This is a genomic window from Ruegeria sp. AG1, from assembly GCF_056541705.1.
In genome coordinates, this window is record NZ_JBQFYU010000006.1 from 131164 (window position 1) to 155274 (window position 24111).

19 protein-coding genes and 1 tRNA gene are annotated in these 24111 nt (G+C 59.1%); 5 read left to right on the forward strand and 15 right to left on the reverse strand.

The window, feature by feature from the left end; genetic code table 11:
* Positions 1 to 64 precede the first annotated feature (64 nt).
* Genes ACR0B5_RS10820 through ACR0B5_RS10835 form a run of 4 tightly spaced genes read left to right on the forward strand, consistent with a single transcriptional unit; the run spans position 65 to position 3851 of the window.
* Complete coding sequence (locus ACR0B5_RS10820; RefSeq protein WP_170459957.1) at positions 65 to 979, forward strand: carbohydrate ABC transporter permease; 915 nt, start codon at positions 65 to 67, stop codon at positions 977 to 979.
* Positions 980 to 989: 10 nt separating this feature from the next.
* Positions 990 to 1829: a carbohydrate ABC transporter permease gene (locus ACR0B5_RS10825; RefSeq protein WP_170375704.1), complete on the forward strand. Its 840-nt coding sequence runs from the start codon at positions 990 to 992 to the stop codon at positions 1827 to 1829.
* The gene (locus ACR0B5_RS10830) at positions 1826 to 2854 is read left to right on the forward strand and encodes a Gfo/Idh/MocA family protein (RefSeq protein WP_480540308.1); all 1029 of its coding nucleotides are present in this window, start codon (positions 1826 to 1828) and stop codon (positions 2852 to 2854) included. Before ACR0B5_RS10825 ends, ACR0B5_RS10830 begins: the two co-directional genes overlap by 4 nt.
* A 1-nt stretch (position 2855) precedes the next feature.
* Entirely contained in the window at positions 2856 to 3851 is a 996-nt protein-coding gene (locus ACR0B5_RS10835; RefSeq protein ID WP_170552175.1) for an ABC transporter ATP-binding protein, read from the forward strand.
* A 2-nt stretch (positions 3852 to 3853) separates the two neighbouring features.
* Here the strand turns inward: ACR0B5_RS10835 and ACR0B5_RS10840 are convergent, their stop codons facing one another.
* The 14 genes from ACR0B5_RS10840 to ACR0B5_RS10905 form a co-directional block, all read right to left on the reverse strand.
* The gene (locus ACR0B5_RS10840; RefSeq protein ID WP_170552172.1) at positions 3854 to 5113 is read right to left on the reverse strand and encodes an aminotransferase class V-fold PLP-dependent enzyme; all 1260 of its coding nucleotides are present in this window, start codon (positions 5111 to 5113) and stop codon (positions 3854 to 3856) included.
* 146 nt (positions 5114 to 5259) lie between these two features.
* Positions 5260 to 6366: a LysM peptidoglycan-binding domain-containing protein gene (locus tag ACR0B5_RS10845; protein ID WP_170471522.1), complete on the reverse strand. Its 1107-nt coding sequence runs from the start codon at positions 6364 to 6366 to the stop codon at positions 5260 to 5262.
* A gap of 40 nt (positions 6367 to 6406) precedes the next feature.
* Entirely contained in the window at positions 6407 to 7516 is a 1110-nt protein-coding gene (locus ACR0B5_RS10850; protein WP_170375715.1) for a LysM peptidoglycan-binding domain-containing protein, read from the reverse strand.
* A 45-nt stretch (positions 7517 to 7561) separates the two neighbouring features.
* Positions 7562 to 8824 carry a substrate-binding periplasmic protein gene (locus ACR0B5_RS10855; RefSeq protein WP_480540311.1) on the reverse strand — a complete coding sequence of 421 codons (1263 nt, stop codon included), beginning with the start codon at positions 8822 to 8824 and terminating at the stop codon, positions 7562 to 7564.
* A 21-nt stretch (positions 8825 to 8845) separates the two neighbouring features.
* Positions 8846 to 9631 carry a PP2C family protein-serine/threonine phosphatase gene (locus tag ACR0B5_RS10860; protein ID WP_480540313.1) on the reverse strand — a complete coding sequence of 262 codons (786 nt, stop codon included), beginning with the start codon at positions 9629 to 9631 and terminating at the stop codon, positions 8846 to 8848.
* Between the two features lie 3 nt (positions 9632 to 9634).
* Positions 9635 to 10699: an FHA domain-containing protein gene (locus ACR0B5_RS10865; protein WP_480540315.1), complete on the reverse strand. Its 1065-nt coding sequence runs from the start codon at positions 10697 to 10699 to the stop codon at positions 9635 to 9637.
* A gap of 203 nt (positions 10700 to 10902) precedes the next feature.
* On the reverse strand, positions 10903 to 13095 hold the full coding sequence (locus tag ACR0B5_RS10870) for a protein kinase domain-containing protein (protein ID WP_480540317.1): 2193 nt from the start codon (positions 13093 to 13095) through the stop codon (positions 10903 to 10905).
* 340 nt (positions 13096 to 13435) lie between these two features.
* Entirely contained in the window at positions 13436 to 14719 is a 1284-nt protein-coding gene (locus ACR0B5_RS10875) for a dynamin family protein (protein WP_170690768.1), read from the reverse strand.
* Positions 14716 to 16758, reverse strand: a complete 2043-nt coding sequence (locus tag ACR0B5_RS10880) for a dynamin family protein (protein ID WP_480540319.1) — start codon at positions 16756 to 16758, stop codon at positions 14716 to 14718. Before ACR0B5_RS10880 ends, ACR0B5_RS10875 begins: the two co-directional genes overlap by 4 nt.
* A gap of 68 nt (positions 16759 to 16826) precedes the next feature.
* Positions 16827 to 17657 carry a hypothetical protein gene (locus ACR0B5_RS10885; RefSeq protein ID WP_480540321.1) on the reverse strand — a complete coding sequence of 277 codons (831 nt, stop codon included), beginning with the start codon at positions 17655 to 17657 and terminating at the stop codon, positions 16827 to 16829.
* Between the two features lie 23 nt (positions 17658 to 17680).
* Positions 17681 to 18082, reverse strand: coding sequence for a hypothetical protein (locus ACR0B5_RS10890; RefSeq protein WP_425083643.1), 402 nt, complete (start codon positions 18080 to 18082; stop codon positions 17681 to 17683).
* A 37-nt stretch (positions 18083 to 18119) separates the two neighbouring features.
* Positions 18120 to 19850, reverse strand: coding sequence for a dynamin family protein (locus ACR0B5_RS10895; protein WP_480540323.1), 1731 nt, complete (start codon positions 19848 to 19850; stop codon positions 18120 to 18122).
* An 8-nt stretch (positions 19851 to 19858) separates the two neighbouring features.
* Positions 19859 to 21871: a dynamin family protein gene (locus ACR0B5_RS10900; RefSeq protein WP_170375735.1), complete on the reverse strand. Its 2013-nt coding sequence runs from the start codon at positions 21869 to 21871 to the stop codon at positions 19859 to 19861.
* A 2-nt stretch (positions 21872 to 21873) separates the two neighbouring features.
* Positions 21874 to 22296, reverse strand: coding sequence for a hypothetical protein (locus ACR0B5_RS10905; RefSeq protein ID WP_170459901.1), 423 nt, complete (start codon positions 22294 to 22296; stop codon positions 21874 to 21876).
* 416 nt (positions 22297 to 22712) lie between these two features.
* On the opposite strand from ACR0B5_RS10905, the gene ACR0B5_RS10910 reads away from it, so the two are divergent.
* A tRNA-Leu gene (locus tag ACR0B5_RS10910) sits at positions 22713 to 22797 on the forward strand.
* An 80-nt stretch (positions 22798 to 22877) separates the two neighbouring features.
* Here ACR0B5_RS10910 and ACR0B5_RS10915 read toward each other — a convergent pair.
* A complete protein-coding gene (locus tag ACR0B5_RS10915; protein WP_480540325.1) occupies positions 22878 to 23936 on the reverse strand; it encodes a transporter substrate-binding domain-containing protein in 1059 nt (352 codons plus the stop codon).
* Positions 23937 to 24111: the final 175 nt, after the last annotated feature.

Sequence of the window (24111 nt, forward strand, 5' to 3'; positions counted from 1 at the left end):
CCACTCACGAAACCAACGGGTCCGGCCTTCGGGCCGGACCCACCCAGAACAGTCGAGGCACAAGATGGGCAACAGCCGGATCAAATGGCACATAGTGGTGTTTCTTGCACCCGCCGTGCTGGTTTACACCGCCGTGATGATCCTGCCGCTGTTCAACACGCTGCGGCTGGCGCTTTACACCGAGGTTGATCAATCCCGCGTTTTTGTCGGGCTGGACAATTTCCGCACCCTGTTCGGCGATCCCTTATGGTCGGATGCGTTCTGGAATGCGCTAGGTAACAATTTCTGGTTCTTTTTCATTCACATGCTGGTGCAAAACCCCATCGGCATCGCGCTGGCTGCAATGCTCAGCCACCCGCGGCTGAGGTTTGCGGCCTTCTACCGCTCGGCCATCTTCATTCCGACAATCCTGTCTTTCGTGATCGTTGGCTTTGCCTGGAAACTGATCCTGTCGCCGATCTGGGGCATCGCGCCAGACATGCTGGCCGCTGTCGGCCTGAAATCCCTCTATGCTCCGTGGTTGGGGAAAGAGGAGTATGCCCTGACCACCCTGGCGCTCGTGTCGGTCTGGCAGTTCGTCGGTATCCCGATGATGCTGATCTATGCCGCCCTGCTGTCGATCCCCGAAGAAATCCTTGAGGCCGCCGAGGTCGAAGGCATCACTGGCATGGCCGCCTTCTGGAAGATCAAACTGCCGCTGATCCTGCCGTCGATCGGCATCATCTCGATCCTGACCTTCGTGGGGAATTTCAACGCGTTTGACTTGATCTATGCCGCGCAAGGCGCACTGGCCGGCCCCGATTTCTCGACGGATATTCTGGGCACCTTCATGTACCGCACCTTCTTCGGGTTCCAGTTGCAGCTTGGCGATCCGCATATGGGCTCGGCCATTGCGACGGGGATGTTTGCGATCATCCTAACCGGCGTCTGTGTCTATCTGTTCCTGATCCAGACCCGCATCCGCCGGTATCAGTTCTGAGGGCCTAAAGATGAACAAAGCCCGCAGAAACCCGTTCAATATCGCCGCCATGCATGGCGCGCTGATCCTGTACACCCTGATCGCGCTGTTCCCGGTCTTCGTGATCGTGATCAACAGCTTCAAGTCCCGCAAAGCGATCTTTCGTGAGCCGCTGGCCCTGCCGGATGCCGAGACATTCTCGATGATTGGCTATCAGACGGTGATGAAACAGGGGGATTTCTTCCTCTACTTCCAGAACTCGATGATCGTCACGGTGGTGTCGCTGTTCTTCATCCTGCTGTTCGGCGCGATGGCGGCCTTTGCGCTGAGCGAGTACCGCTTTCGCGGCAACACCCTGATGGGCCTTTATCTGGCCTTGGGCATCATGATCCCGATCCGCATCGGCACAGTCGCCATCCTTGAGATGATGGTCGCAACCGGGCTGGTGAATACGCTGATGGCCCTGATCCTTGTCTATACCGCGCAGGGTCTGCCTCTGGCCGTTTTTATCCTGTCCGAGTTCATGCGGCAGGTCAGCGACGATCTGAAAAACGCGGGCCGCATTGATGGCCTCAGCGAATACACAATCTTCTTCCGTCTGGTTCTGCCGCTTGTACGCCCAGCGATGGCGACGGTGGCGGTGTTCAACATGATCCCGATCTGGAACGATCTGTGGTTCCCACTGATCCTGGCCCCGGCCGAGGAAACCAAGACGCTCACGCTGGGCAGTCAGGTATTCATCGGGCAATTCGTCACCGACTGGAACGCGGTTCTGTCCGCGCTCAGCATGGCGATCCTGCCGGTCATGGTTCTCTATGTCATCTTCTCGCGGCAATTGATCCGCGGCATCACCTCGGGGGCGGTCAAATGATCCGAGTCCTTATCGCAGGTCTGGGCAATATGGGCCTCAGCCACGCGCTGGCGCATCACCATCATGCCAACGCGCAGATTGTTGGGTTGGTCAATCGCTCGGGCCAGGTCGATCAGTCGGAGTTGCAGGGCTATCCCGCCTTCTCGGATTTCCACACTGCTTTGGCCGAAACCGCGCCAGATCTTGTGGTCCTTGCGACCTATTCCGACAGCCACGCTGACTATGCCCGTGCCGCGATGGAAGCAGGCGCACATGTGTTTGTCGAGAAACCTCTGGCCACCACCGTCGAGGATGCGCGCCGTGTTGTCGCCAAAGCGGTTGAGACGGGGCGCAAACTTGTGATCGGCTATATCCTGCGCCACCACCCCTCGTGGATGCGTTTGATCTCTGAGGCGCGCGATCTGGGCGGACCCTACGTGTTCCGCCTGAACCTGAACCAGCAATCCACCGGCCCGACTTGGGAGACGCATAAGGCGCTAATGCAGACCACCTCGCCGATCGTCGATTGTGGCGTGCATTATGTGGATGTGATGTGCCAGATCACCGACTCCCTGCCCTTACGGGTCAACGGCATGGGCCTGCGCCTGTCGGACGAGATCGCACCGGATATGTACAATTACGGCCAGTTCCAAGTGGTGTTCGCGGACGGATCAGTCGGCTGGTACGAGGCCGGATGGGGCCCGATGATGTCAGAGACCGCGTTCTTCGTGAAAGACATCGTCTCGCCCAATGGGGCCGTTTCGATCACCGAGGGCAACAAGGGCGCTTCGGACGACGTGGACGGTCACACCAAAGTGGGCGGCATTCTTGTACATCGCCTGGATGGGGACACTCTGATCGAAATGGACGGCGAACCGGGCCATCAGGAGCTGTGCGATGCAGAGCAAGCCTACATGCTGCGCGCCATCGCCGAGGATATCGACCTGACCCGCCACATGAGCGACGCGGTGCAATCCCTGCGGATCTGTCTGGCGGCTGATGAAAGCATTCGAACCGGACAGCCGGTTGACCTGAAGGAGGCGTGACGTGACCGCCCTGAAGCTGAGTAGTGTATGTAAATCCTTCGGACCAGTTGAGGTGCTGAAGAACATCGACCTGACCGTCGAGGAGAATGAATTCGTGGTCTTTGTCGGCCCCTCAGGCTGCGGTAAATCGACCTTGTTGCGGGTGATTGCGGGGTTGGAGGGTGCGACCTCGGGCACGGTCGAAATCGACGGAGAGCAGGTCAATACCGTGCCCCCGGCGAAACGCGGGCTTGCGATGGTGTTCCAGTCCTACGCGCTCTACCCGCATCTCACGGTGCGTGGAAATATGGCGCTTGGGCTGAAGCAGGCTGGCCACCCGAAGGATGAAATCTCGCGCCGCATTTCCGAGGCCAGCCGGATGCTGTCGCTTGAGGACTATCTGGAGCGTCGCCCCGCCGAGCTGTCAGGCGGCCAGCGGCAACGTGTGGCCATCGGGCGCGCGATTGTGCGCAACCCGAAACTGTTCCTGTTTGATGAACCATTGTCCAATCTGGATGCCGCCCTGCGCCTGAACACACGGGTCGAGATCGCCAATCTGCACCGCCAGATTGACGCCAGCATGATCTACGTGACCCATGATCAGACCGAGGCGATGACACTCGCCGACAAGATCGTGGTTCTGCGCGACGGGCGCGTGGAGCAGATCGGCAGCCCAATGGACCTCTACAACAACCCCGCCAACCGCTTTGTGGCCGAGTTTATCGGCTCCCCCGCGATGAATTTTGTCCCGGCGGATATGATCGGCGGCCCAAAGGGCACCTATTTCGGCATCCGCCCGGAATATGCCACCCATTCTGAAACCGGGGCCCTATCCGGCACCGTGGTGCATGTGGAAAACTTGGGGGCCGATACGAATATCATGGTCGATATAGGAACCGGAAAACCCTTCACCATCCGCGCCTTCGGCCAACACAGGGTTGAGCCGGGCGCGCGGACAGGAATCGCCTTCGATCAGGCCAACGTCCTCGCTTTTGGCGAGGACGGGCAGAGACTTTAGCGCTACGCGTCTTCCCCAAGCTCTTTGACGGCGGCCAAGAGGCGGGCGATTTCCTGTTCTGTGTTGTAGTGACAGAAGGAAATGCGGATGCAGTCCGATAGCCCCAATGGCCCCAGCACATTGCCCGAGTAATGGTCGGCCTTGCGCGTATGGGTTCGAATGCCCTGCTGATTCAGTGTCTCGACCACATCTTCGGATGCCTTGCCTTTGAACACAATCGACACCAGCCCCTCACGCGCTGGGTTGTCGGCCCCGGCAAGAATGGTGACGTGATCCATATCGCGCAGACCGGGCAGATTGCCGGTGCCGTTGATGGCTGTATCGGTGAGGTGCGTCTCGTAGTCATGAATGGCACGACCCGCAGCCTCGATCCGCGCGCGCGGGTCAGTCTCGTCCGATACTTCCCCACCCAGCCAGTCGAAGTAAGACACCACATCCGACACCGTCGCATAGGAACCTGTGTCGCGGGTGCCGAACTCCCACCCTGTCGCGGGGGCGTCGATCAGCATGTCGTGGGGCGTATGGGTGAGACGGTCAGAGATCCACGCAATCCCGTATCCGTGACGCGAGAACACTTTGTAAGGTGAGATCGCATAGCCATCTACGTTGTAGGCATCCAGATCCAACTGCCCATGGGCCGCGTGCTGGATGCCGTCGACAATGATCATGCAATCCGGCGCAACCGCCCGGATCGCGGCCGAGATCGCGGCCACATCCATGCCCATGCCTGTCACCGGTGAGGCATGCAGGATCGTCGCCACCGCCACATCCGGGGTCATCAGTGCGGTGTAGTCCTCGGGCGTGACCAGACCGGTGTCGTTGTCATGCGGCACGTTCACATAGTCCAGCCCAGCAATCTCGGCCCAGCGGCGTGCGGCGCTGCGGGTGGCCGGGTGTTCGATGGAGGACCCGATCACCTTGGCTCCCTTGGGTGCGGCCAAACACGCGGTGCGAATCATGCGGAACAACAGCTCGGTGCCGCTTTCGCCTGCAAAGAACTGGCCGCTTGAGGCGTTCATGAACACGCCCAGATCCTGCTTGGCTTTGTTGATCACATTTTGCGTACCCTGCCCCGCAGGGTTGATACGGCCCGGATTGTCCGGGATCGCCGCATAGAAAGCCGAGGTCTCAGCCACCGATTTCAACGTCAGGGCGCCGCCTGCATTCTCAAAGAAAATGCGTTCGCCCTGAAACGGGCACGTGTCGACATGGGCGAACCTGTCGCGAATGGCATCAATAAGCGCGGGGTTGTCTTGGATCATGGGTCAGTCCTGTGGAAAGTCAGAGCGTTCGGACAGCTTGCACGGGCGTGCCGAACAGATCGAATTCAAACACCGGTTTTGTCTTCATGACAAGAAAAAGGGCCGGTTGAAACAACCGGCCCTTCTGCGTCAGTTGAACCGAGGGATCAGTTCGAACCGGCGTTCAGCTTTTCGTTCTGCTCGCGCAGCGTGTCCGAGATGATCGCGTACCATTCGCCGGACTGGCGCATCTCGTTCAGACCTTTGTTCATCATCGCGATGTATTCGCGGGCAAACGGGTTCGAACGGTGAGCCATGAAGCTCATCGACGAGAGAGTCGAAACATAGGGGTTTTCGACGATATCGTCCGATGTCAAACCCATGTCGTTCATGGTTGAGGCAAACAGCTCAACCTCGAATGCAGCAACGTCTGCTGTGCCGGTGAGAACGGCGTCCAGGCACTCACGCGCCGAGTTCGGATGAATCAGGTTCAGGTTTTTGCCGTTCAGGCCAACTTCTTCCAGAACAACCATGCTCCAACCCGCCATACGGCAAAGGGTTGCGCCTTCGAGATCCGAAAACTCTGTTGCGGCGGCGTATTCGCTTTCGGGCAGCGTGAAGAAGCCGCCAACAACGTCGTAGATCGGAACAGACGCCACGAACTGCGTGCAGCGGGCTTCGGTTGCCTCAGACCACTCGTAAGAGCGGTTTGTACAATCGGGCAGCGTCCAGGCAATCGAGATGTCGAATGCGCCCAGCGGCAGCAGAGTGTCCAAGTGCGAAGACCAGTCATCCACGAAGCTGACCGAGAAGTCGCGGCTATTGCCGGCACGCTGCAGGCTGGTTGTCGCCAGACGGGTCATGATGCCGCCGCCGCTCAGGGATTCTGTTGTAAACGGCTCCCAGCCGTTGCCCGCAACCAGTTTGATCGGTGGTGCATAGACGTTCGAACGTTTCACGCTGGCCGCACGCTGTTCTTCCGCCGCGATGATTTCCTGCGCCGACTGACCGTTGGGCAGGCTGCCATCCTCACACGGCAGAGCCAGGACCAGGCCGGGCTCTAGCGAATTGGGGTTGGTGATCTCGTTGCGGTTCGCGTTGAAGATCGGCTGATAGTTCGATGTGCCATAGGCTGCGATCGCGATGGTTGCCATCGTGTCGCCATCCTGCACGGTGTAGTTTGAACAGGCTTCCTGCGCTGCTGCAGCACCTGCGGAGAGTGTGAGGACGGCGGTTGCCGTCATCACTTTGGTATTGAGTTTTTCTCTTAGCATTTTTTATTCCTCCCATAAGTTGGAATGTGGAGATGAGGTTTCAGTTGATTGCGTCTAGCAGTCTTTCATTATGCTCATTCAGGCTATCCGAGATGATGGCGTACCATTCCCCGGTTTCACGCATTTCGTTCAGGCCCTTGTTCATCAGGGCAAGGTATCTTTGACCCTGAGGATTGGACCGGTGAGTGATGAAGCGAAGGGACGACAGCGTCGAGACATAGGGGTTCTCGACCAGGTCGTTGGCATTCAGGCCCATTTCGCTCATGGCGTCTGCGAACAGCTGCAATTCGAACGTTGCGATGTCAGCCGTTCCGGTGATGACCGCATCCAGACATTCCCGTGCGGTGGCGGGCTGCACAACCGTCATGGTATCGTCGCGCAGCAAACCTTCTTGCTCCAGATCGTGCAGAGGCCAGCCTTCCATACGGCAGATCGTGGCGCCGTGCAGATCATCAAAGCTGGTGGCTCCGGCGTATTTGCCCTCGGGCACGCTGTAGAAACCGAAAACGATGTCATAGACCGGGGCCGAGGCGTGGAACTGCGTGCAGCGGACCTCGGTCTCCCATGACCATTCATAGCTGCGGTTGGTGCAGTCGGGGATATTCCAGGCCATCGACACATCAAACGCGCCCAGCGGCAGCAGGGTTTCGATATGCGAGTTCCAGTCATCCACGAAGCTGATCGAGAATTGCTCGTTATTGCCACCACGCTGCAGCGTTGTGGTGCCCAGACGGGTGATGAACCCGCCACCGTTCAGGGTTTCATCCGCGAACGGAGCCCAGCCATTGCCGGTCACCAGTTTGATCGGCCGTTTGAACGCACTGCTCTGCGCAGAGTTTGCAAAACGCTCCTGCTGCGCCGCGATGATGTCGCTTGCGCTCTGACCGTTTGGCAGGTTTCCGTCCTCACAAGGCAGGACCAGAGACAGCCCAGGATCCAGCGCGTTGGGGTTGCTGATCGCATCGCGGTTCGCGTTGAAGATGGGCTGGTAGTTGGACGTGCCATACGCGGTCAGCGCGATGGACGCCATGGTATCGCCGTCCTGCACGGTATAATTCGTACAGGCTTGTTGGGCGGCAGCGGCTCCGGCACTGACCGTCAATACGGCAGCGGTTGTCAACGCAACATTATGGAGCGTGAAGTTGGGCATTCGGTGTTTTCTCCAGATAAAATTTGAGATGGCTTTTCAGTTTTCTCAGCCGTTTTCCATTTGATAGCGAAGAGCGAATGACACGATGTCTCGCCATTCACCGGATTGCTGCATGATCGCCAGACCCTTGTTGAGCGTTTCCAGAATCGCTTCTCCGTCCGGGTTGTCCTTGTGCGTCATGACATTCAGCGACTTGATCGCCGCCAAATTCGGGTTCTCGACAATGCGGTGTTCGTAGCCAAGACGACCGATGGCTCCGTCGGCCAGGTGCGCTTCGATTGCGACAATGTCGGCCTCGCCCGTCATCACGGCTTCAAAGCACTCGTCCGGCGATTCCGGGCGCAGCAAGGTGATGATCGGCTCGTACAGACTGACCGCATCCATATGTGACAGCGACCAACCTTCGGGGCGGCAGATCGTCGTGCCGGCGAAATCAGCGTAGCTCAGCGCTTCGACATAGCTTGTGCCTTCGCGGGCGAAGAACGTGTCGACCACTTCGTAGAACGGGTTCGAGAAGTTGTAGGTCTCACAGCGGTTGCGGTCGTTTTCGGACAGCGCCGCAGGTTCTTCGCAATTCGGACGCGACCAGGGGAACGTGCCATCGAACGCAAGTGTCGGCATCAGCAGATCCAGATGCGAATTCCAGTCGTTGACGAACTGAATCTTGTAGGCCTGCTCGGGCGCGGCGCGCAGCATCGCGGTTTCCACCAGATGTGTATAGAGGCCACGGTGCGGCAGTGCTTCGTCCGTGAAGGGCTGATAGTCACCGCCGGTGATCAATAGCACCTGACGATCGCGCACTTCTGGGCGTTCGCCCGTACCGGCGTCGCGGATCAGGGCGGCGCCTTCGGCGCGTGCGGCCTCGATTTCCTCACGCGCGGCGGCCTTTGCTTCAACCACGGCCTGTTCACTGACCTGCTTGACCTCGGCTTCGGCGGCGGCCACACGGGCTTCGGCCTCGGCGATTGCCTGTTCTGCGCGCTCTTCGGCAGCTTTGACCAGCTCGGCAGCCATTTCGGCGGCCAGACGTTCGGCCTCGGTGTCAGCCAGAACCGGAGTGCGACCGATATCTTCAAGGCAAGGCATTTCCAGCACGTCACCGACCCGAATGATGTTCGGATTGGATCCAATCACATCGCGGTTGGCGTCAAAAATGATGCGGAAATCTTCCGTCGCATAGACCTGAATCGCCAGCTCTCTCAGACTGTCGCCGCGCTGAATCTCGTAGCTCGAGCACGCCTCTTGCGCGGATGCTGCACCTGTAGCCGCCGCCAGGGCCAGGCTCGATATGATCAATGTGTTTTTCATGGGTCCCGTTGCTTTGCCTTATTATTGTTTCGCAAGTTTCACGACTGCGATTGAGAGGTTGTCTTGATCAGGGTTGTTCTTCGCCAGCACCGCCTGCTGCAGTGCCTCTGCGATTTCTTGCGCCAATGCCTGCGCGTGGCTGCCTACGACCGCCTGAAGCTCGTCATCGGTCAGGGTCTGCAGGCCGTCACTGCCCAGGATGAGGATGTCCGCAGCCGTCATTGCCAGCGGATCTTCCGGGCAATCCACTTTGGGAATCGCACCGCCCATGATGACCGAGGTTAGCTGATTGCGGTCCGGATGAGACCGCGCCTGCGCTTCGGTCAGCGTACCGTCAGAAACCTGCGCGTCGATCATCGGCGCCATCGAATGGTCTTCGTTGATCTGCATCAGCGCGCCGTCCCGAAACAGGTATAGCGGGCTGTCGCCAATCGAAATCCAGAACAAACGCTGCCCCAACAGCAAGGTACCCAGCAAGGTGGACCCCATGTTGCAGCCATCGCCCTGTTCTTCATTGCGGTTCGAAATCAGCGCGTTGGCCTGCATGGCCGCCAAAGGCAGCGCATCTATCGCCGCGCGTTCCGACAGAGTGTCGCTTTCCAGCTCGGCGTCCAACGCCTCGCGCCAGGCAGCGACCACAAGGCTTGAGGCGACCTCACCAGCCTCATGCCCGCCCATACCGTCTGCGATCACGACATAGCCTGCATCCGCCGCGTCGAACATACGCGCAGCGATGGCATCCTCCTGCGTGTCCCGCTGACCCTGGTTCAGGATCAGCGCAACGTCATATGCCGGAGTCGCGAGCATCTATCAGGAATCCCGCCAATCAAAACCTTCGTCGCAGAAGGCCATGAAACGGATCGAGGTTTCGCTGATGCGGATCAGATCGCCATTGGACAGCGCCACGGTGCTGAGTACCGGCTTGCCATTCAGGCGCACCAGATTGGCTTTACCGCCGTGACCCAGATAGCATTTGCGATCTTCCGGGTCGTAGGCAATCACGGCGTGGTTGCTGCGCGAGATGCCAGTGTCGCCGAAATCCAGCTGGATGGCCTGATCATCATTGCGTCCGATCTGCATCAGACCTTCGGTCAGGGTGATGCTGGACCCACGGCCGGGGCCTTGGGTAACAACCAGCCAACCCACCGGGAAGGTCTCTTGCGCGGCTTCGGTCTTGGCCACCGGCTCGGCGGTTTCGATCAGATCCTGAACGTGGGTATCTGCGCGTTCGAAGCCCAGGAAAGTGGTCTTTACACGCGAACGGCGATCCTCGGCTGGGGCCGGAGTTGGCGCTGTTGTCGGTGTCGGCTCAACCGATGCGGCCTGCACCTCGGGTTCGGGCTGCGGTTCGGGGGCTTCCGCCACCGGCTCCTGAACTTCGACCTCAGGCTCGACCGGCGCGGCGGTCGGTTCCGGAGTGGGTTCGACTGCGACAGGTTCGATCACTTCGGGCTCTGCCGCTTCGACCTCATCCTGAATCGGCGTTTCGACACGCTCGTCTTCGGACAGATGCAGGGTCACGATCTGCTCGTCAGCTTCCGGTTCATCAATCGCTGCTTCCTCGGCCAGCTCTTCGGTCACCGGAGCCTCTTCTACGAAGATCGACGTTTCTTCCTCAGTGTCCTCGGCCACGTCCTCGGCATCCGAAAACTCGGGCATCTCGCCTTCGACGGTCAGCTCATCCTCTTCGTCATAGGTCTCTTCATACGCCTCAGACGCCAGATTGCCGCCGCCCAGCGCCGCACGCAGCGCGTTGAAGTCTGCAATCGGTTCGGGCTTTTCCTCGGCCGGGGATGCTGCCTCGGTTGTTTCTTCTTCTTTGGCTTTGCCGGCACCTTCTAGAAGCCGGCTGAGAGGGCTTTTGTATTTGAACATGGTGTCGACACCTTCAACTTGTTGGCACACAATTCTGTGCCGTTTCGCTACCCGCACCGCGACTGTCCGCGCTGCGGTCTTCAATCTTGAAACCAGGAAACTTTTTACCTTTCTGCGCCGGGCCGGATCCCGTCAGGGTGGCTTTCTTTCGAGGGCCACCCTCAGCAAACACACGCTGGCAGATTACGTTCGAACCGGTCTGATCACTCCTGCGCAAGAGGCATGGTTGCGTTGGCATCGGCACCGTTGCGCGATACCGCAAACTGCGCCTGAGGCTGCTCGCCAGACACCAGTTCCGCCAGAACCGCATCGAGGCTTTCCGGTCCTTCGAACGCAAGACCCGTTTCGGCCTCGCTGACCAGCACATCCCCTGTTTGCAAGCTGCCCGACGCGCCCTCGGGCACCTCTGTCACAACTGTCTGCCAGCCACCGGCCCCATTGCCATTGACGCTAAAGCCGTAGCCGTTTTCCAACCCGATCGTGCGGAATGCAGGTAGCGCCAGCAATCCGTTCTGCGCCCGTGTCTCTCCCAGAGGACGGTAGCGCGCGGCCACGCGCAGATACCCGTCGGGATCCACCTGCAGGTTCTCAAGCACCTGTGCCGCAAACGAGGCATCGTCGCGCACCGGCTTGCCGTTCAAGGTAAAGATGGTGGCCCCGCGCTGAACCCAGTCGCCGATCACCGACATATCCTGATTGGCATCCACACCCGTGATCGAGAACATATTGCCGGTCGAGGCGCGACGGCGGGACGTGTCAAACGGAACCTCAACATCCCAATGAGAGAACGCCACCTGAGCCTCGGCCAGATTGACCGGAGCTGCAGGGACCTCAGACTCAGGCGCGGTCACTTCGGGCGCGGATGCCGTTTCTTCGGGTGCGGCTGCTGTTTCTTCGGGCGTTGCGTCTTCGGTCACCGTTTCTGCGGGGGCTGCTTCTGTGGCAACCGTCTCCGCAGTTTCAACCGGCTCCTGCTCAACAGGCTGCACTGCAGCGCTGACTTGTTCCAGTTCCTGTGAAGGCTCTTCTGTTTGGGCCGTTTCGACTGCCGCTGTTTCGGATTCCACCGCTGCGGTTGCGGGCTCCGCCGCTTCCGTCGCAGGGGTCACCGCCGCCGCTGTCTCGGCCTTGTCCGCATCACCGGACATCATCACATACCCACCTGCGGCCAGAGCAATGGCCACAACAGCCACACCTGCCAATAGCTTGCCATTGCCGCTCGATCCGCTTTTTACAACCGTATCAACGGCAACCGCTGTTTCTTCGCGGGGCGAGAGCTTGGACAGATCCTCTTCGGCCTTGTCCTCATTGCCCATGACAATGTCGGAATTGCCCGCCAACAAAGCGGTCACAACCGCCTCGGCGTTTTCGCTTTCAGCCTTGATCCGAGCTTTCTCGGCCTCTTTGTCTTCACGGTCCATGCCGACGATGACCGAAACCGGACGATAGGCGAATGTATCGAACATCACCCCCGGCCCGCGGAACATGCGCAACCAGTCCAGCGCCGATTGCAGGCGGTCGGTGGCGTGAACCTCCATCGCTTTGTCGATCGCTTCCAGGAATCCCTCGGGATAGCCTTCGAACCGACCGGTCAGCGGGGTATAGGGATCTTCCTGACCGTTGTTGAACGCGTTCAGGCGGCTTTGACCATCGATCGGACGCTCACCGCTGATCGCGTGATACAGCGTTGCCGCCAGCACATAGAGGTCGCTGCTGGGGCCTTGCTCAGCGCCGCGCACATAGAATTCATGGGGCGAGTAGCCATCCTTGATCACCCGCAGCGTCAACAGCGCCGCCGACTTGTTCGCCGCCTGCTCGCGCGCAGCGCCAAAGTCGATCAGAACCGGATCGCCATTCTCGTCGATCAGGATGTTGTCGGGGGAAATGTCCCGGTGCAGCATGCCGCTCTGGTGGATGAACGAGACCGCCGACAGCATCTTTTCGGTCACCTGCACGATGAAGTCAGGGCCGCTTTCGTTCTCGGGCTTCTCCATGTAGTCCAGCAGGTCGCACCCGCGGATCAGGTCCATGGCGATATAGGCGGTGTTGTTGTCCTCGAACACCTGATGCACGTCGACGATGTTGGGATGCACCAGCCGCGCGTGGTTACGCGCTTCCTGGATGAAAAGGTCCACGATCGCGCGCAGGTCTTCAGAGTAGGAGGGATCAGCGGCTTCGACCAGGTCTCCATCGCGACGGCAGAGCGCGCCGGGGAAACATTCTTTGATAACCACGTCCCGCTCCAGGCTGTCACGGGCCAGATAGGTGATTCCGAAGCCACCATTGCTGAGATAGCTCAGGATTTCATACTGCCCCCGCAGGAGCTTGGCTCCGGGTTGCAGACCTTCAATTTTTGGTTCGTCGTGCGATGCACCGACAGCCTGGTTATGGCTCATTTCAATCCGCCCGTATTTCTCAAATCGCGGTACAGAAAACTGGGCAATCAGCCCGCGAACTCATAACCAAAAACAACCGCAGGACACTTAAGTCCGGTTAGACGTTTCAAATTTGACTTTATTGGGGCCGCCTCATGGCTTCACTATGGATCGTATTTCCCCTAAATCAACATATAGTGTTGGGTCCATTTTGCAATCATAGATATGGTAAATTCACATATATAATTCGAAAACTGAACCGACTAAAACAAGCGGTTGGTCTACGAATTCGAAACAATAGGGAATCGTTTTGGACAGGTCTCGAATCGCCGCAGTGCAGCTCAATTCCAGGTGGAGAGCGTCAGGTTCCGGTCTTGGACTGCTCGGTCGCCACAGTGCTACCAGCCCAGGCGAGGTTGTCGCTCAGCTGTGCCAGTATACTGATGGCATCACGCAGAGGTGCGTCGCCGCTTTCGAATTGCAGTAGCAGCAGAAGGTCGGTGGCCTTTTCGAACTCACCGGGGATCCAATCTGCATCGGGGTCGATCTCGCCGCCCTGTTCCAGACGTTCGGCAAAGTCCTCGACGATTTCCTGACAGCTCTGCAGGAACGCGGCCGGTTCGATATCCGAGGATTCACGCAGGTCCTCATAAATGCTGGCAATCGCGGCCAGCCAGTCCTCGAGGATCGGGTTGTTCAACGGTGGCAGGGCCGATCCGAGCGCAGCTTGAACCGAGGGGCTTTCGGTCTCCGGCTCTGGCTCGGGGCCAGCGAGAGTTTCCAGAAACGGCTGGAACAGCTCGGCAATGTCTTTGCGGGCTGCGTTCAGGTCATGCATCCGACGAGCGGAAGCCGCCTCAAGCACCTTCTCGGCCAGATTCTGACCGCCGCAGTTTTCCCACAGATCAAAATCTGGTTCAGGCTCTTGCGCCATAGCTTTCACAGCGACAGGCGTACCGATTGGAACCACGGCGTTGAAAAGGCCTTCTTTTTCCTTGTTCAACCGGGCAAGCACGCGATCCAGAGCATCTCGGACGTGAGGCAAATCGGTATGCGTAACGGCCAGCAGACTGTTGTCGCGTAATTCCTGCGGGACCTGTGCCCAAAGATGACGTTCGGTCTCGCGCCAGGCGTTTGTGCCGTTGGTACACCAGATGGCGCAGTCCACGAAACGCAGCAAGTCGAGCGTTGGTTTATAGGTCTCATCCAACGCGCCCGAGCCAGGCAGATCGAACAGAGAGATCTCGCGCAGCGCGGGCGTGTTCAACCCGACGGAGATGAAATCAGGCTCATCTTCGGCCGCTTTCTCCAGCACGATCCCCGAGTAAGTCTTGGGCTCCTTGTCCCACCAGCCGACGGTGGTTTCAGGCGCATCCGCATAAGCAACGATTACGAGGGGCAGCTTCAGATGCTGTGGGCCGGTAGGCAGAATGTCCGCCCCGGCCAGCATATTGGCGAGGCTGGACTTACCCGCCCCGAATTCCCCGGCAAAACCGATATTGACCGCGTTGGACAGACGCTCGGCATGGGCCAGAGCCTTCGCGCGCATATCCTCCAGCGCCGAATCCATTGACAGGGATTCGGTTGCGTTCAGAAAGCGCTCAAGCTGTCTGACGTCCTGTTCGGTTCCGGGAAATTCGATCATTCCGCTGCCTTTGCTTGTCCTTCATCCGCGCGCACCGGGCCGAACACCGTTTCCAGTTCATCGGCGATGCGACGGGCCCGATCGAACGCATCCTGCGCTTCGGCCTGAGCATTAGTTTCACCCGATCCGGTCCGGTGTTCAAGATAGCCGCCCAACAGCGCCACATAGTGGTCCAGAACCGTTTTCAGCCGCTCCATCAAGTTTTCACGAGCCGTGTCGATCAGATCATCCCCGATCAGTTCGAATTCCTGCACGATCATCCGCTCTGCGCGCGTGACCACGCTTTTGCGCGAAATCAGGCGCGACAGCCAGTTCACCCGCAACTCAACCGTAATACCGCGAGTGAGCGCCGTGGTGTCAGGACGGAACCACCGCACCGCGCTGGTGTTCATGCGGTTGTCGACGGGGTCCTGCCATCCGGGCAAGGCGCGCAGGGCCGCGTTGGCCTGCATGTCAATCGCGTAAAGCTCGCTCAGCATGCGCTGGCGGACGACCTGCGTGGCCCCCTGAATCAACTCGCGCATCCGGTCGCGCAGAGGGGTAAAGTTCAGCTCGGTCTCAGCACCTTTGGCCAGCAGAGGCGAATTGCCATCCGGGCCGCGCACCACCGCCGAGACCGCCTCGGCCACCGTGTCATCCATGACGCCGCGCAAATTGGCCAGCACGTCGTCCATGTCGCGCGTCATCACCTCGGTCTTCTCGGCGACGAGCGCCCTGAGTTCGCCAAGCGTTTTGTTGTTTTCGTCCAGATCGACTTTTGCCAAGCCATCCTCGGACTCCAGCGCGCGCAGCTCGGCCTGCGACCGTTCCAATTCGCCCTGCGCGAAACTGTTCAAATGCTGCCACGCCATCCGCAGCTGTTCGCTACGCGGTCCGTCGGCCAAGGCCTGCGTCACATGGCGCCGCAGATCCGGTAGGCCCGAGGCGATCATGGCGGCAAAGCGCAGCACGCCCTCACGGCTGATTGGGCCAGGGCCTTGCTTGATCTCTTCCACACCGTCCAGATACTGCTTCATCTGCTCGGGATGGGCGCGCAGCCAGGCCAGAACGTCATCGTGATTGACGCCGGTCTCATCCCCGGTCAGCGCATAATGCGCCCATTGGGCACTGCCCATCAGCACATCAATGTCCGAATTCCCCAGCGCTTGTTCCAGACCGTCCAGAACATCACTGCGAACCTTGCCTGCATCCTCGGCCCCGCCGCCCAGCTCATCCACGCGGTTGATGAAGACGACGATCTGACCCAGTTCCAGCGCCTGCATCAGGCGGAACAGCTTCAGGTCAGCCCGTGACAAGGCCTGATGCGCAGACAGAACCACCACAAAGAAATCGGATTCCTTTAGGTACTGGCGCGAGATTTCCTCGCGGATCAGCAGCGGGTCGTTGACGCCCGGCGTGTCGGTAACGGTCAGTGGAAACGGGAAATGGCCGATGTCAAAATAGACCTCGGCCTTACGGGTGATATCGCTGTAGAGCCCCCGATCCGAGCCGGGATCGTGGGTTTCGCTATCGCTCGGATCATCGCCCGCGCAGACATAGCGGGCCAGATCGTCCGAGTTCAGGTCTTCCAGATCGTGGTGCTGACCCAACAATTGTTCGTAACTGTCGCCAAGACGCAGACGGGCGCGGGTTTTCATCGCCTCGACCTGCTCTTCGATCATCTCGCGCTTATAGCTGTCCTCTTCATCAGGGAACATGTTGCGCAGCTCTTCACCCTCGGCGATCAGAGCCTGCCACTGGTGGTTGTCGAAGAAGTGGAACTCTGCCCCGTCGGTCCGGCCCGAAGGATGGCCGAAATGCATATCGGTGATCACCGTCGTCCACGGGTTCACATCCGAGGGCAGGTATTCGGCCTGCCCCGTGAAGCCGTTGATCAAACGCGATTTTCCCGCCTTGATCTGCCCGACAAAGGCGATCGACGGTTTCAACCCTGAAAGGTCTCCGACAATGCGCGAGATGAACTGACGGGTTTCGTCATTACTCGTCTCGTTCATGTCTTCGGCAATGCGAATAAGCTCGCGGCGACTGGTTTCACTCATAACTTTTTACCCTGGCAACAAGAAACACTGGTTTGAATTGATGGAAAATTTGAAGGATCGGGAGGCGCTCATGAGTCACCCCCGGAAAGTTTGGTCCACAGGCCAACAACGGCACCCAGCTTGCGCGCGTCATGGACGGCAATAGCGGTCTGACCTTGATCCTGCACCACCGCCACGGCGGCCCCCTTGCCCCCCGAAGGACGCATGACAATCAGTTGAGGTTGCTGCAGCTCGGACTGGCTATCATCGTTCCATCCGGTCAGATCCGCCATGAAACGCGCCAGAAGACCGGCATCCGGGCGCAGTGCGGCGTCTCCTTCGAACTGAGGATCACCTCCGTCGATAAGGCCACGCGCCTGCGCGAAACGCTCGGCACTGTCAAAGAACCCCCGCGCGGCAGAACTGGCATCCGTTGTCTGAAGCGCAGGCTCTTCAATATCCGGTACCACCGAAACAATCGGCTCCGCCGGGAGTTCAATCCGGGCGCAGGCCGTTTCGATTTCGCCAAGCGTGACACCGACGTCATCGGCCTCAAGCTCGGCGTCGGGTTTTAGCGAGACAAATTCCAGCGGCGCGGGCGCGTCGGCGATGTCCGACACCAGTTGCGCAAGTTTGCCGATCAGCCCTTCGCGTGGTTCGGTTTCAAAATCAGGCACCATTCCCGACCGGACGCGGAACACATCGGTCACGCGGGCATTACTGACCTCGATCGCCAGCACGTCTCCGTTGGCCGCGGTAAACTCCAACCGGCGCGGCAGAACGGTGCCGCGAATTGCGCGCAGAACGCCCGCACGGCGCGCAACAGAGGTTTCGCCCTCGACCGGGACGGCAGGCGACAAACGTGCAACCGAGGACCGCCCGATATTGTCGAGCATGTCGAGTATGTTCGTATCCATCATACCGTGACCCCCTCTGGTCCCGTTCAGACTGCGGCCGCAACCGGCCCTAAGCTGAGATGTGATTTGGTAAGCGCCAACCCTACATTCGCGCTGTTGCTGCAGATGTAGCAGACCACATGTTCGGGATACTCCCCGGTCCGCTGGAAAATGATCAACCTGTCGCCGGAAAACACCGCGATTTCCCCAAATCCCGGTGTTTCAGACGCGTCCCCGCCTGCCTCGCGCAGCATGGTTTCAAAAGCCACCACCCCGCGCCCCTGAAACAGGTTTGCCGCGGCCAAAGCCAGCGTGTCCAGCACGTCCGAGGCATCAGGGTCCTTGACGCTGGTACCCAGCAACATCCCCGTTTCCATGTCGACATACCCGGCTGCAACGCAGTCGGGTATGGTCTCCATCGCCGCGGTCAGAGCAACTTGAATAGACATTTAATCCCTGACCTTCTTCATGTCTTGTCGGCGTCGGCTACAGAACATGCCATTCTGCCCCCCTGTGTTCCCCGGCTTTGGGAATGGACCTGATCGCCTCTTTGGCCTGAGTTTCGACATGTTCGTGGGCAATCTGGTCGAACTCGGCTAGGAAGGCCAAGAACGCGCGTTGAAGCCCCTCGGCATCGGTCGGCAGATCCCCGGCGGCGGCAAGCTCTCGCCACATCGCGGCTGCGCTGGGAAGCTCACCTGCGGGGATGTCCAGCAGCCCTTCGGTTGCATCTTCCTCAACCTCTTCCGGTTCGGGCTGCGGCATCAGTCGCACTTCAACCAGACCGTTGGTTTCGGGCTCCGGTTCAAAGTCGTCGTCATCGCTTCCCGACTGTTCCGCCATCAATGCCGTGATCGACGAGACCGAAACCTCGATCCCGGGCGCATCCGACTGGTCTTCTGTGGCCTCCGTCGGCACAACCTCGGGTGTGTTGGACAAGGTTTTGTTGAGCGATTCCAGAAGGTCTTCAGATTCTTCAGCCTCAGGCGCTGCCTCAACCACGTCATTTGATGGGCTAGGTGTTTTATCCTCTTCGGCAAAGACATTCTCATCTTCGTCTTCCGCACCCGAGAATTCGAACACGTCCAGATCCGCCTCGTTATCAGCGAAAGAGGACAGGTCCAGTGGGTCTTTGGGCCCTTCTCTGAACTGGGCGCGCAGCTGGTCCTCTTCCGTCTCGGCGGGTTGAGGGTCCGGCGTCGGGACCATTTCGGCGCGCAGGCGCTCGGCCTCGTCCGCATTAATCCGCTCCCGCTCTACCTCGTCCGAGCGGCGTTCGACGCGGGACGGGCGCACTGGGAAATTGGTGACCACGCCACTGTCCTGATCTGCCACCTCCGGGGTCTCCGAAGTAACCGGATCCACCAGTTGCAACGGCGCGACCTCAGCGTTCTCGTCCTTGCGCTTGGGCCGGGTCGGGCGCACCAGCGGGCCGTCAGACTGGCTCTTGTCAATTTGGTACCGCGACAGATGGCCGGCGCGGGTGTCCATGATCTGCTCGGTGATCCCGAGGAAGCAGTCAATCATCTTGCCGCCACCGCTGCGCGCCCACATCTCGGGGTCGCCGGTCTTGTCACGCGCGGTAATCGCATCGCGGGCGGAAAACAGGATCGAACGGTTGAACAGATGCCCCGCCTCGCGGTTGACCCGGCGCAGAACTTTTTGGCGGTCCTTCTGGCCCAGCGCATCAGCGCGCGTAATCAGCAGGATCGAATTATTCTGCAACCGTTCGGGCAGAGAGACCCATGTCGCCCGCTCTGTTTCCCGCCAAGCCTGTGTCGCATGGGTACACCACAGAACGCCATTAGCCTGCCCGACAGCGCGCTGCCAAACATCGGTTGAGATTTTGGGGTCCGAGATACCTGGCGTGTCGATCAGATCCACCGCCTCAAGAATATCGGCCTCAAGGAAAATCCGAATGAACTGCGCGTCGTTGACACCGACGCTCTCAAGCTGATCCAGCGAGATATCTTCGGTGCTGCCATCATGGCGTTTGACGTAAGCCGAGCGGTTGCCATAGCTAAACCAAACCGGCGGCAGCTGGGTTGCGGTGACTTGCGTCGGCAAGGCCTGCTTGCGCAGCAGAAAGTTCATAAGCGTCGATTTACCGGCGCTGAACTCGCCCATAAGGGCGAAAACCGGCTTACGGCGCGACCACTGCTCGATACGCTCCCATGCCTTGGGGGTGATGAAACGGTTTTGGATGTCTTTTGCCATTTTTCTACTTACGCCGCTTCGTTGCTTAGATCTTTGAGGATGCTGCCCAGAATCTCGTCACGGGATTTCTGCAATTGCAAACCCGCCATCAGCGCCGGGTTCTGCCCTGCATCCTTCTCGGCCGTGGCCGAGATATTCAGCAGGGTTTCCTTCTGCTCGCGCAGGAAGTCGGTCAGGACGGCCCGCACGTTTTCAAGCACGGCGGCGACCTGATTTTCCTCGATATCCTTGGTGATCGAGTTCGCTTCGGACGCGATCAGACGGGTGTAGTCGGATGCATAGGCCTCGAACCCTTTGCGCCGCTGCCACCAGCGTCGCCACCATGTGCTTTGCAGGTCCAGCGCGATGGTGCGGCCAATCCCCAGCGGGGGCGGCACTCGGGGCACAATCGGGGCTTCGATGTTGAACTCACCTAGGTGATTACCAAGCAGTTTCTGGTATAGCGCCTCGACATCCGCCGCAGCTGCCGAATAAAGCGCGCCAGCTTCCTTGCGCATCGAACGGGCAAAGCTGAAATACGCCGCTTTCTGCAGTGTCCGCAGACCCGCAGGATCATACTGCCACGTACCCTGTTCACCATTCTGTTCCAGGTGCGAAATCAGAGAATCGGTGGCCCGTTTGACAAAACTCGTCTCGGCCGAGTTCAAACGCTCCAGCACCTTGTCGCGTAGCTTGGCGGTCAGGTCAGCGGCCTTTTTGTCATACTCGGCGGAAACAGCGGCAATCGCATCCTCGGGCGACGCGCCGTCAAGATCCCGCACGACGCCCTCCCCCCCAGACAGGGTCTTTGCGACAGCGGTGGCGCGAATCTGGCTGGCAATGTTGCGCGCCCGGTGGCGCACGCGGTCCAGCAATCTGGCCCCTGCCCCTTCGGCGATGCGTTCGTTCATTGCCAGTAGCAGATCGGGCAGGCCCGAAAGCGCCCAAATCTTGTCAAGCGACGGTGCCTGATCCCCGAACCCTGCGGCAAGGTAGAAAGTGTTCAGGGTCTCGCGCGATTCCTCTGTCAGAATATCCGGGTTGCCGGTCAAGGCGGCCTCTGCCCAGAGGGCGCTGCCGAACACGACACTTGTATTGGCGTCGATGTTGTTCTGTTTCAGCGTATCCTGAATCCGGTCGCGGATCTCGGGCACCTGGTTCACCGGATCTGCCAGCTCATCAATACGGTTCACGAACAAGACGATCTGACGGTTTTCGAACTGGGCGATGATCCGCATCAACGCCATATCCATCGTTGTCAGCGCCTGACTTGCAGCCAGCACGACAACACAAACCTCGGACCCGCGCAGGCTACGCAGCGTGATCTGCTCGCGCACCATGAAGGTATCGTTCACACCGGGCGTGTCGCAGAGCTTCAGCGCAATCGGGTATTGCGGGATGTCCATGTAAAGTTCGGCCGATTTGGTCACATCGGCGAACCGCCCGGTCTTGGGGTCGATATCCGGATCGTCCTCATCGCCCAGACAAACGTAGCGCTGGATCAGCTCTTCGTCGAAGTAATCGTACTGGTGACTTTGACCTAGGATCAGGTCGAAATGCTTGCCAAGACGTTCTTCGGATTTGGCTTTCATCTCACCGATCTGGCGGCGGATATCGTCCATCTCGTCATCCGCACCGGCGCGGTTGGCCAGCTCGCCCAGACGACCACCGCCCACCATCAGGTTGTCCCATTCTTCCTGCTCGAAGAAGGTGAACTTGGACTTGGTGTCGCCCGGCGGACGCGTGTTGATGTTCAGAGTCGTGACCACCGAGGTCCACGGGTTGACGTCAGAAGGCAGCAGCGCAGGACGGCCTGCCAGAATGTTAACGATCGAGGACTTTCCGGCCTTGACCTGCCCCACCATCGTCACGCTGGCGGTGAAGTTCTCCATCCGCGTTTTGAGCGTCGCCAGACGCGCCGAGGAGCGCGCATCCGCCACCTCTGTCAGTTGGTCGATCTGCGATGTCAACGACGTCATCGCCGACGTCATCGGCATCAGAGCTTCGTTGCCCACAGACAAAAGGTGGTCATTGCGCGCCATGTTTAGCCTCCGGTTCCTGTTGCCGCGATCCGGTGCGCGTGGTCCGCGCCTTGAGCCGGGATCCCGGTCAGGGTGTCGATACGGGCAATCAGGTTCAGGGCGTTGCCCAGAATCTCGGCCTCGGCCCGTGGTGTAATGGTTTCATAGCCTTCGGAATCTGCCAGAACCTCGATCGAGCTGAAGCGGTCGCCATTTTCCAGGCAGGCCACACGACGCCCGGTCGGAAAGCCGTCAGACTTGCTGGCGGGCAGCGGCATCCGCGCGTTTGCCAGCAGATAGTGCTGGCCTGAATGGGTGCGCAGTGAAATTCCAAAGCCGGTATTGGGGTAGTCACGGTTCAGGGTTTTGAGTTCACCCAGAAAACTCTCACGTGCAAAGATGACGGCATCCTGCTCGTGGGCAGCGGAGTTGTTCGGATCGGTCACAGCAAAGAACCTCGAGACTGGAGTTGAGTAAAAAAACTCGTAAGGGTGCCTAAGTGGCAGAAAAGACTCATTAACTCCTACGCGACCAAGAAGCCCGTTCAAGGCGGTGTTATTTTGACGCGAATAAGATATTTTGGCGTTTCAAATGTGGCGCCATTAAGGCGCGCGATTCATAAGAATGCCTCAACCCCTACGTGTACGGGGTTCTTCTTCAAAAACACCTATCTCGCGACAAACCGCATAGTCTGCAAATTGGCGACGTTGGCGGACTATACCGCAGCGCTTGGCAAATACCAGCGAATCGCAATGGCGTTTTGTTCAAGCGCAAAAACTTGCCTTTGGATGGATTTTACCCCTCGCGCTGGCGGGAAAGCTTTGCTATCCAGCGCTCCAGTCCGACGCATAAGCGTCCGGTTGCGGGTGTGGCGAAATTGGTAGACGCACCAGATTTAGGTTCTGGCGCCGCAAGGCGTGGGGGTTCAAGTCCCTCCACCCGCACCACTGATATCCATAGGCTATAATTTTAGCGTTTCAGCTGGTCCGCTCAGCCGGCTGTCACTGCGAAACCAGAGGCCAGCCACTTAGTTTCGCGATCCGAACCATTTGCGGTAAATCTCGTCATAGGTGCCATCTTCGCGCAAAGCCAGCAGCGCCTGATTGACCTCTTCCACCAAGGGTGATCCCGTCGGGAAGGCTATGCCGTAGTTTTCACGCAGGAAGATCCCTCCGGTCATCGTGGCGATCCGACGGCCCTCATGGGCGGCGAAATAGGACAGGACGGGGGCGTCGAATACGACGGCATTCAGGTCTTCGGCCTTGAAAGCCTCCAACATTTCATTAAGCCCGGGGTAGGCGACGTATTCGATCTCGCGCCGGTTGAGAAAACTGGCAGCAGTCGATCCTTCGATCGTGCCAACATTCTTGCCGTAAAGGTCATTGACCGAATTCACATTCCCGGTGATCGCATCCACCGTCATGACACTGGTGATCCGGGCGGTGAAGACCGAGACGATGAACAGGGACGACACTACCAGTATGACCCCCAAAATCCGGCCAAAGGGCGTGCGAGGCATCCTCTCTTCAAAGCCGCCATTGACGACCAGATTCAGCGCCCACCAGAAGGATGGAAACCACGCCTCGTTCAATTTCCGGTCGAAATAGGGCTGCGCGCGACGTTCGAAACCCCACATCAGCATGCCGCCTCCCAAAAGGATGGCAAAGGCCAAGCCGATGGCAAAAAACAGCTCCGCTGACAGCAGCGCCTGCAGCAGCGACGGCTTGCGTGCCGAATCCGAGGGCACCATGATCTGCAACCCGGCCTCAAAGATCGGCTGGCTGAAATCCATCTGCGTCTCGCGCAGCGCGGTGATCGAGATATTTGCGATCGCCAGATCCGCCGTTCCATCCTGCACGGCCCCCAGCATGTCACCAAAGGCCTCGACCCGGGTGACGGAGTACTCCCACTCCAGCGACTCGGCGAGGGCGGCCAGCAGATCCATGGAAAAACCAGCCTCGGCGCCGTCCTCGACATAGGAAAACGGCGGGCGGGTCACCGTGGTGACGTTCAAGGTTTGGGCCAGGCTTTGCTGTGCGAGAACGGCGAAAGTCAGGCTGATCAATGCGTAAAAGGCGCGCTTCATGTTCAAATTACCTGTTTCGCCGCCCTGTAGCGCGATTGAGGTCAAAACAGCAAGGTCGCCGCTGGGTAAAGCGCCATGTTTTATTGGCGTCCCAACTCGACACATTTTGGGAATTACCGGGGGAATCTGGCGGATTGGGGTTGGCAATCCGGCCAATTCGTTGAATCTGTGCGGT

Bases quoted from the DNA above. Each gene is read 5' to 3' on its own strand.
- ACR0B5_RS10820 (WP_170459957.1), top strand. From the start codon at position 65: ATGGGCAACAGCCGGATCAAATGGCACATAGTGGTGTTTCTTGCACCC.
- ACR0B5_RS10825 (WP_170375704.1), top strand. From the start codon at position 990: ATGAACAAAGCCCGCAGAAACCCGTTCAATATCGCCGCCATGCATGGC.
- ACR0B5_RS10830 (WP_480540308.1), top strand. From the start codon at position 1,826: ATGATCCGAGTCCTTATCGCAGGTCTGGGCAATATGGGCCTCAGCCAC.
- ACR0B5_RS10840 (WP_170552172.1), bottom strand. From the start codon at position 5,113: ATGATCCAAGACAACCCCGCGCTTATTGATGCCATTCGCGACAGGTTC.
- ACR0B5_RS10845 (WP_170471522.1), bottom strand. From the start codon at position 6,366: ATGCTAAGAGAAAAACTCAATACCAAAGTGATGACGGCAACCGCCGTC.
- ACR0B5_RS10850 (WP_170375715.1), bottom strand. From the start codon at position 7,516: ATGCCCAACTTCACGCTCCATAATGTTGCGTTGACAACCGCTGCCGTA.
- ACR0B5_RS10855 (WP_480540311.1), bottom strand. From the start codon at position 8,824: ATGAAAAACACATTGATCATATCGAGCCTGGCCCTGGCGGCGGCTACA.
- ACR0B5_RS10860 (WP_480540313.1), bottom strand. From the start codon at position 9,631: ATGCTCGCGACTCCGGCATATGACGTTGCGCTGATCCTGAACCAGGGT.
- ACR0B5_RS10865 (WP_480540315.1), bottom strand. From the start codon at position 10,699: ATGTTCAAATACAAAAGCCCTCTCAGCCGGCTTCTAGAAGGTGCCGGC.
- ACR0B5_RS10870 (WP_480540317.1), bottom strand. From the start codon at position 13,095: ATGAGCCATAACCAGGCTGTCGGTGCATCGCACGACGAACCAAAAATT.
- ACR0B5_RS10875 (WP_170690768.1), bottom strand. From the start codon at position 14,719: ATGATCGAATTTCCCGGAACCGAACAGGACGTCAGACAGCTTGAGCGC.
- ACR0B5_RS10880 (WP_480540319.1), bottom strand. From the start codon at position 16,758: ATGAGTGAAACCAGTCGCCGCGAGCTTATTCGCATTGCCGAAGACATG.
- ACR0B5_RS10885 (WP_480540321.1), bottom strand. From the start codon at position 17,657: ATGATGGATACGAACATACTCGACATGCTCGACAATATCGGGCGGTCC.
- ACR0B5_RS10890 (WP_425083643.1), bottom strand. From the start codon at position 18,082: ATGTCTATTCAAGTTGCTCTGACCGCGGCGATGGAGACCATACCCGAC.
- ACR0B5_RS10895 (WP_480540323.1), bottom strand. From the start codon at position 19,850: ATGGCAAAAGACATCCAAAACCGTTTCATCACCCCCAAGGCATGGGAG.
- ACR0B5_RS10900 (WP_170375735.1), bottom strand. From the start codon at position 21,871: ATGGCGCGCAATGACCACCTTTTGTCTGTGGGCAACGAAGCTCTGATG.
- ACR0B5_RS10915 (WP_480540325.1), bottom strand. From the start codon at position 23,936: ATGAAGCGCGCCTTTTACGCATTGATCAGCCTGACTTTCGCCGTTCTC.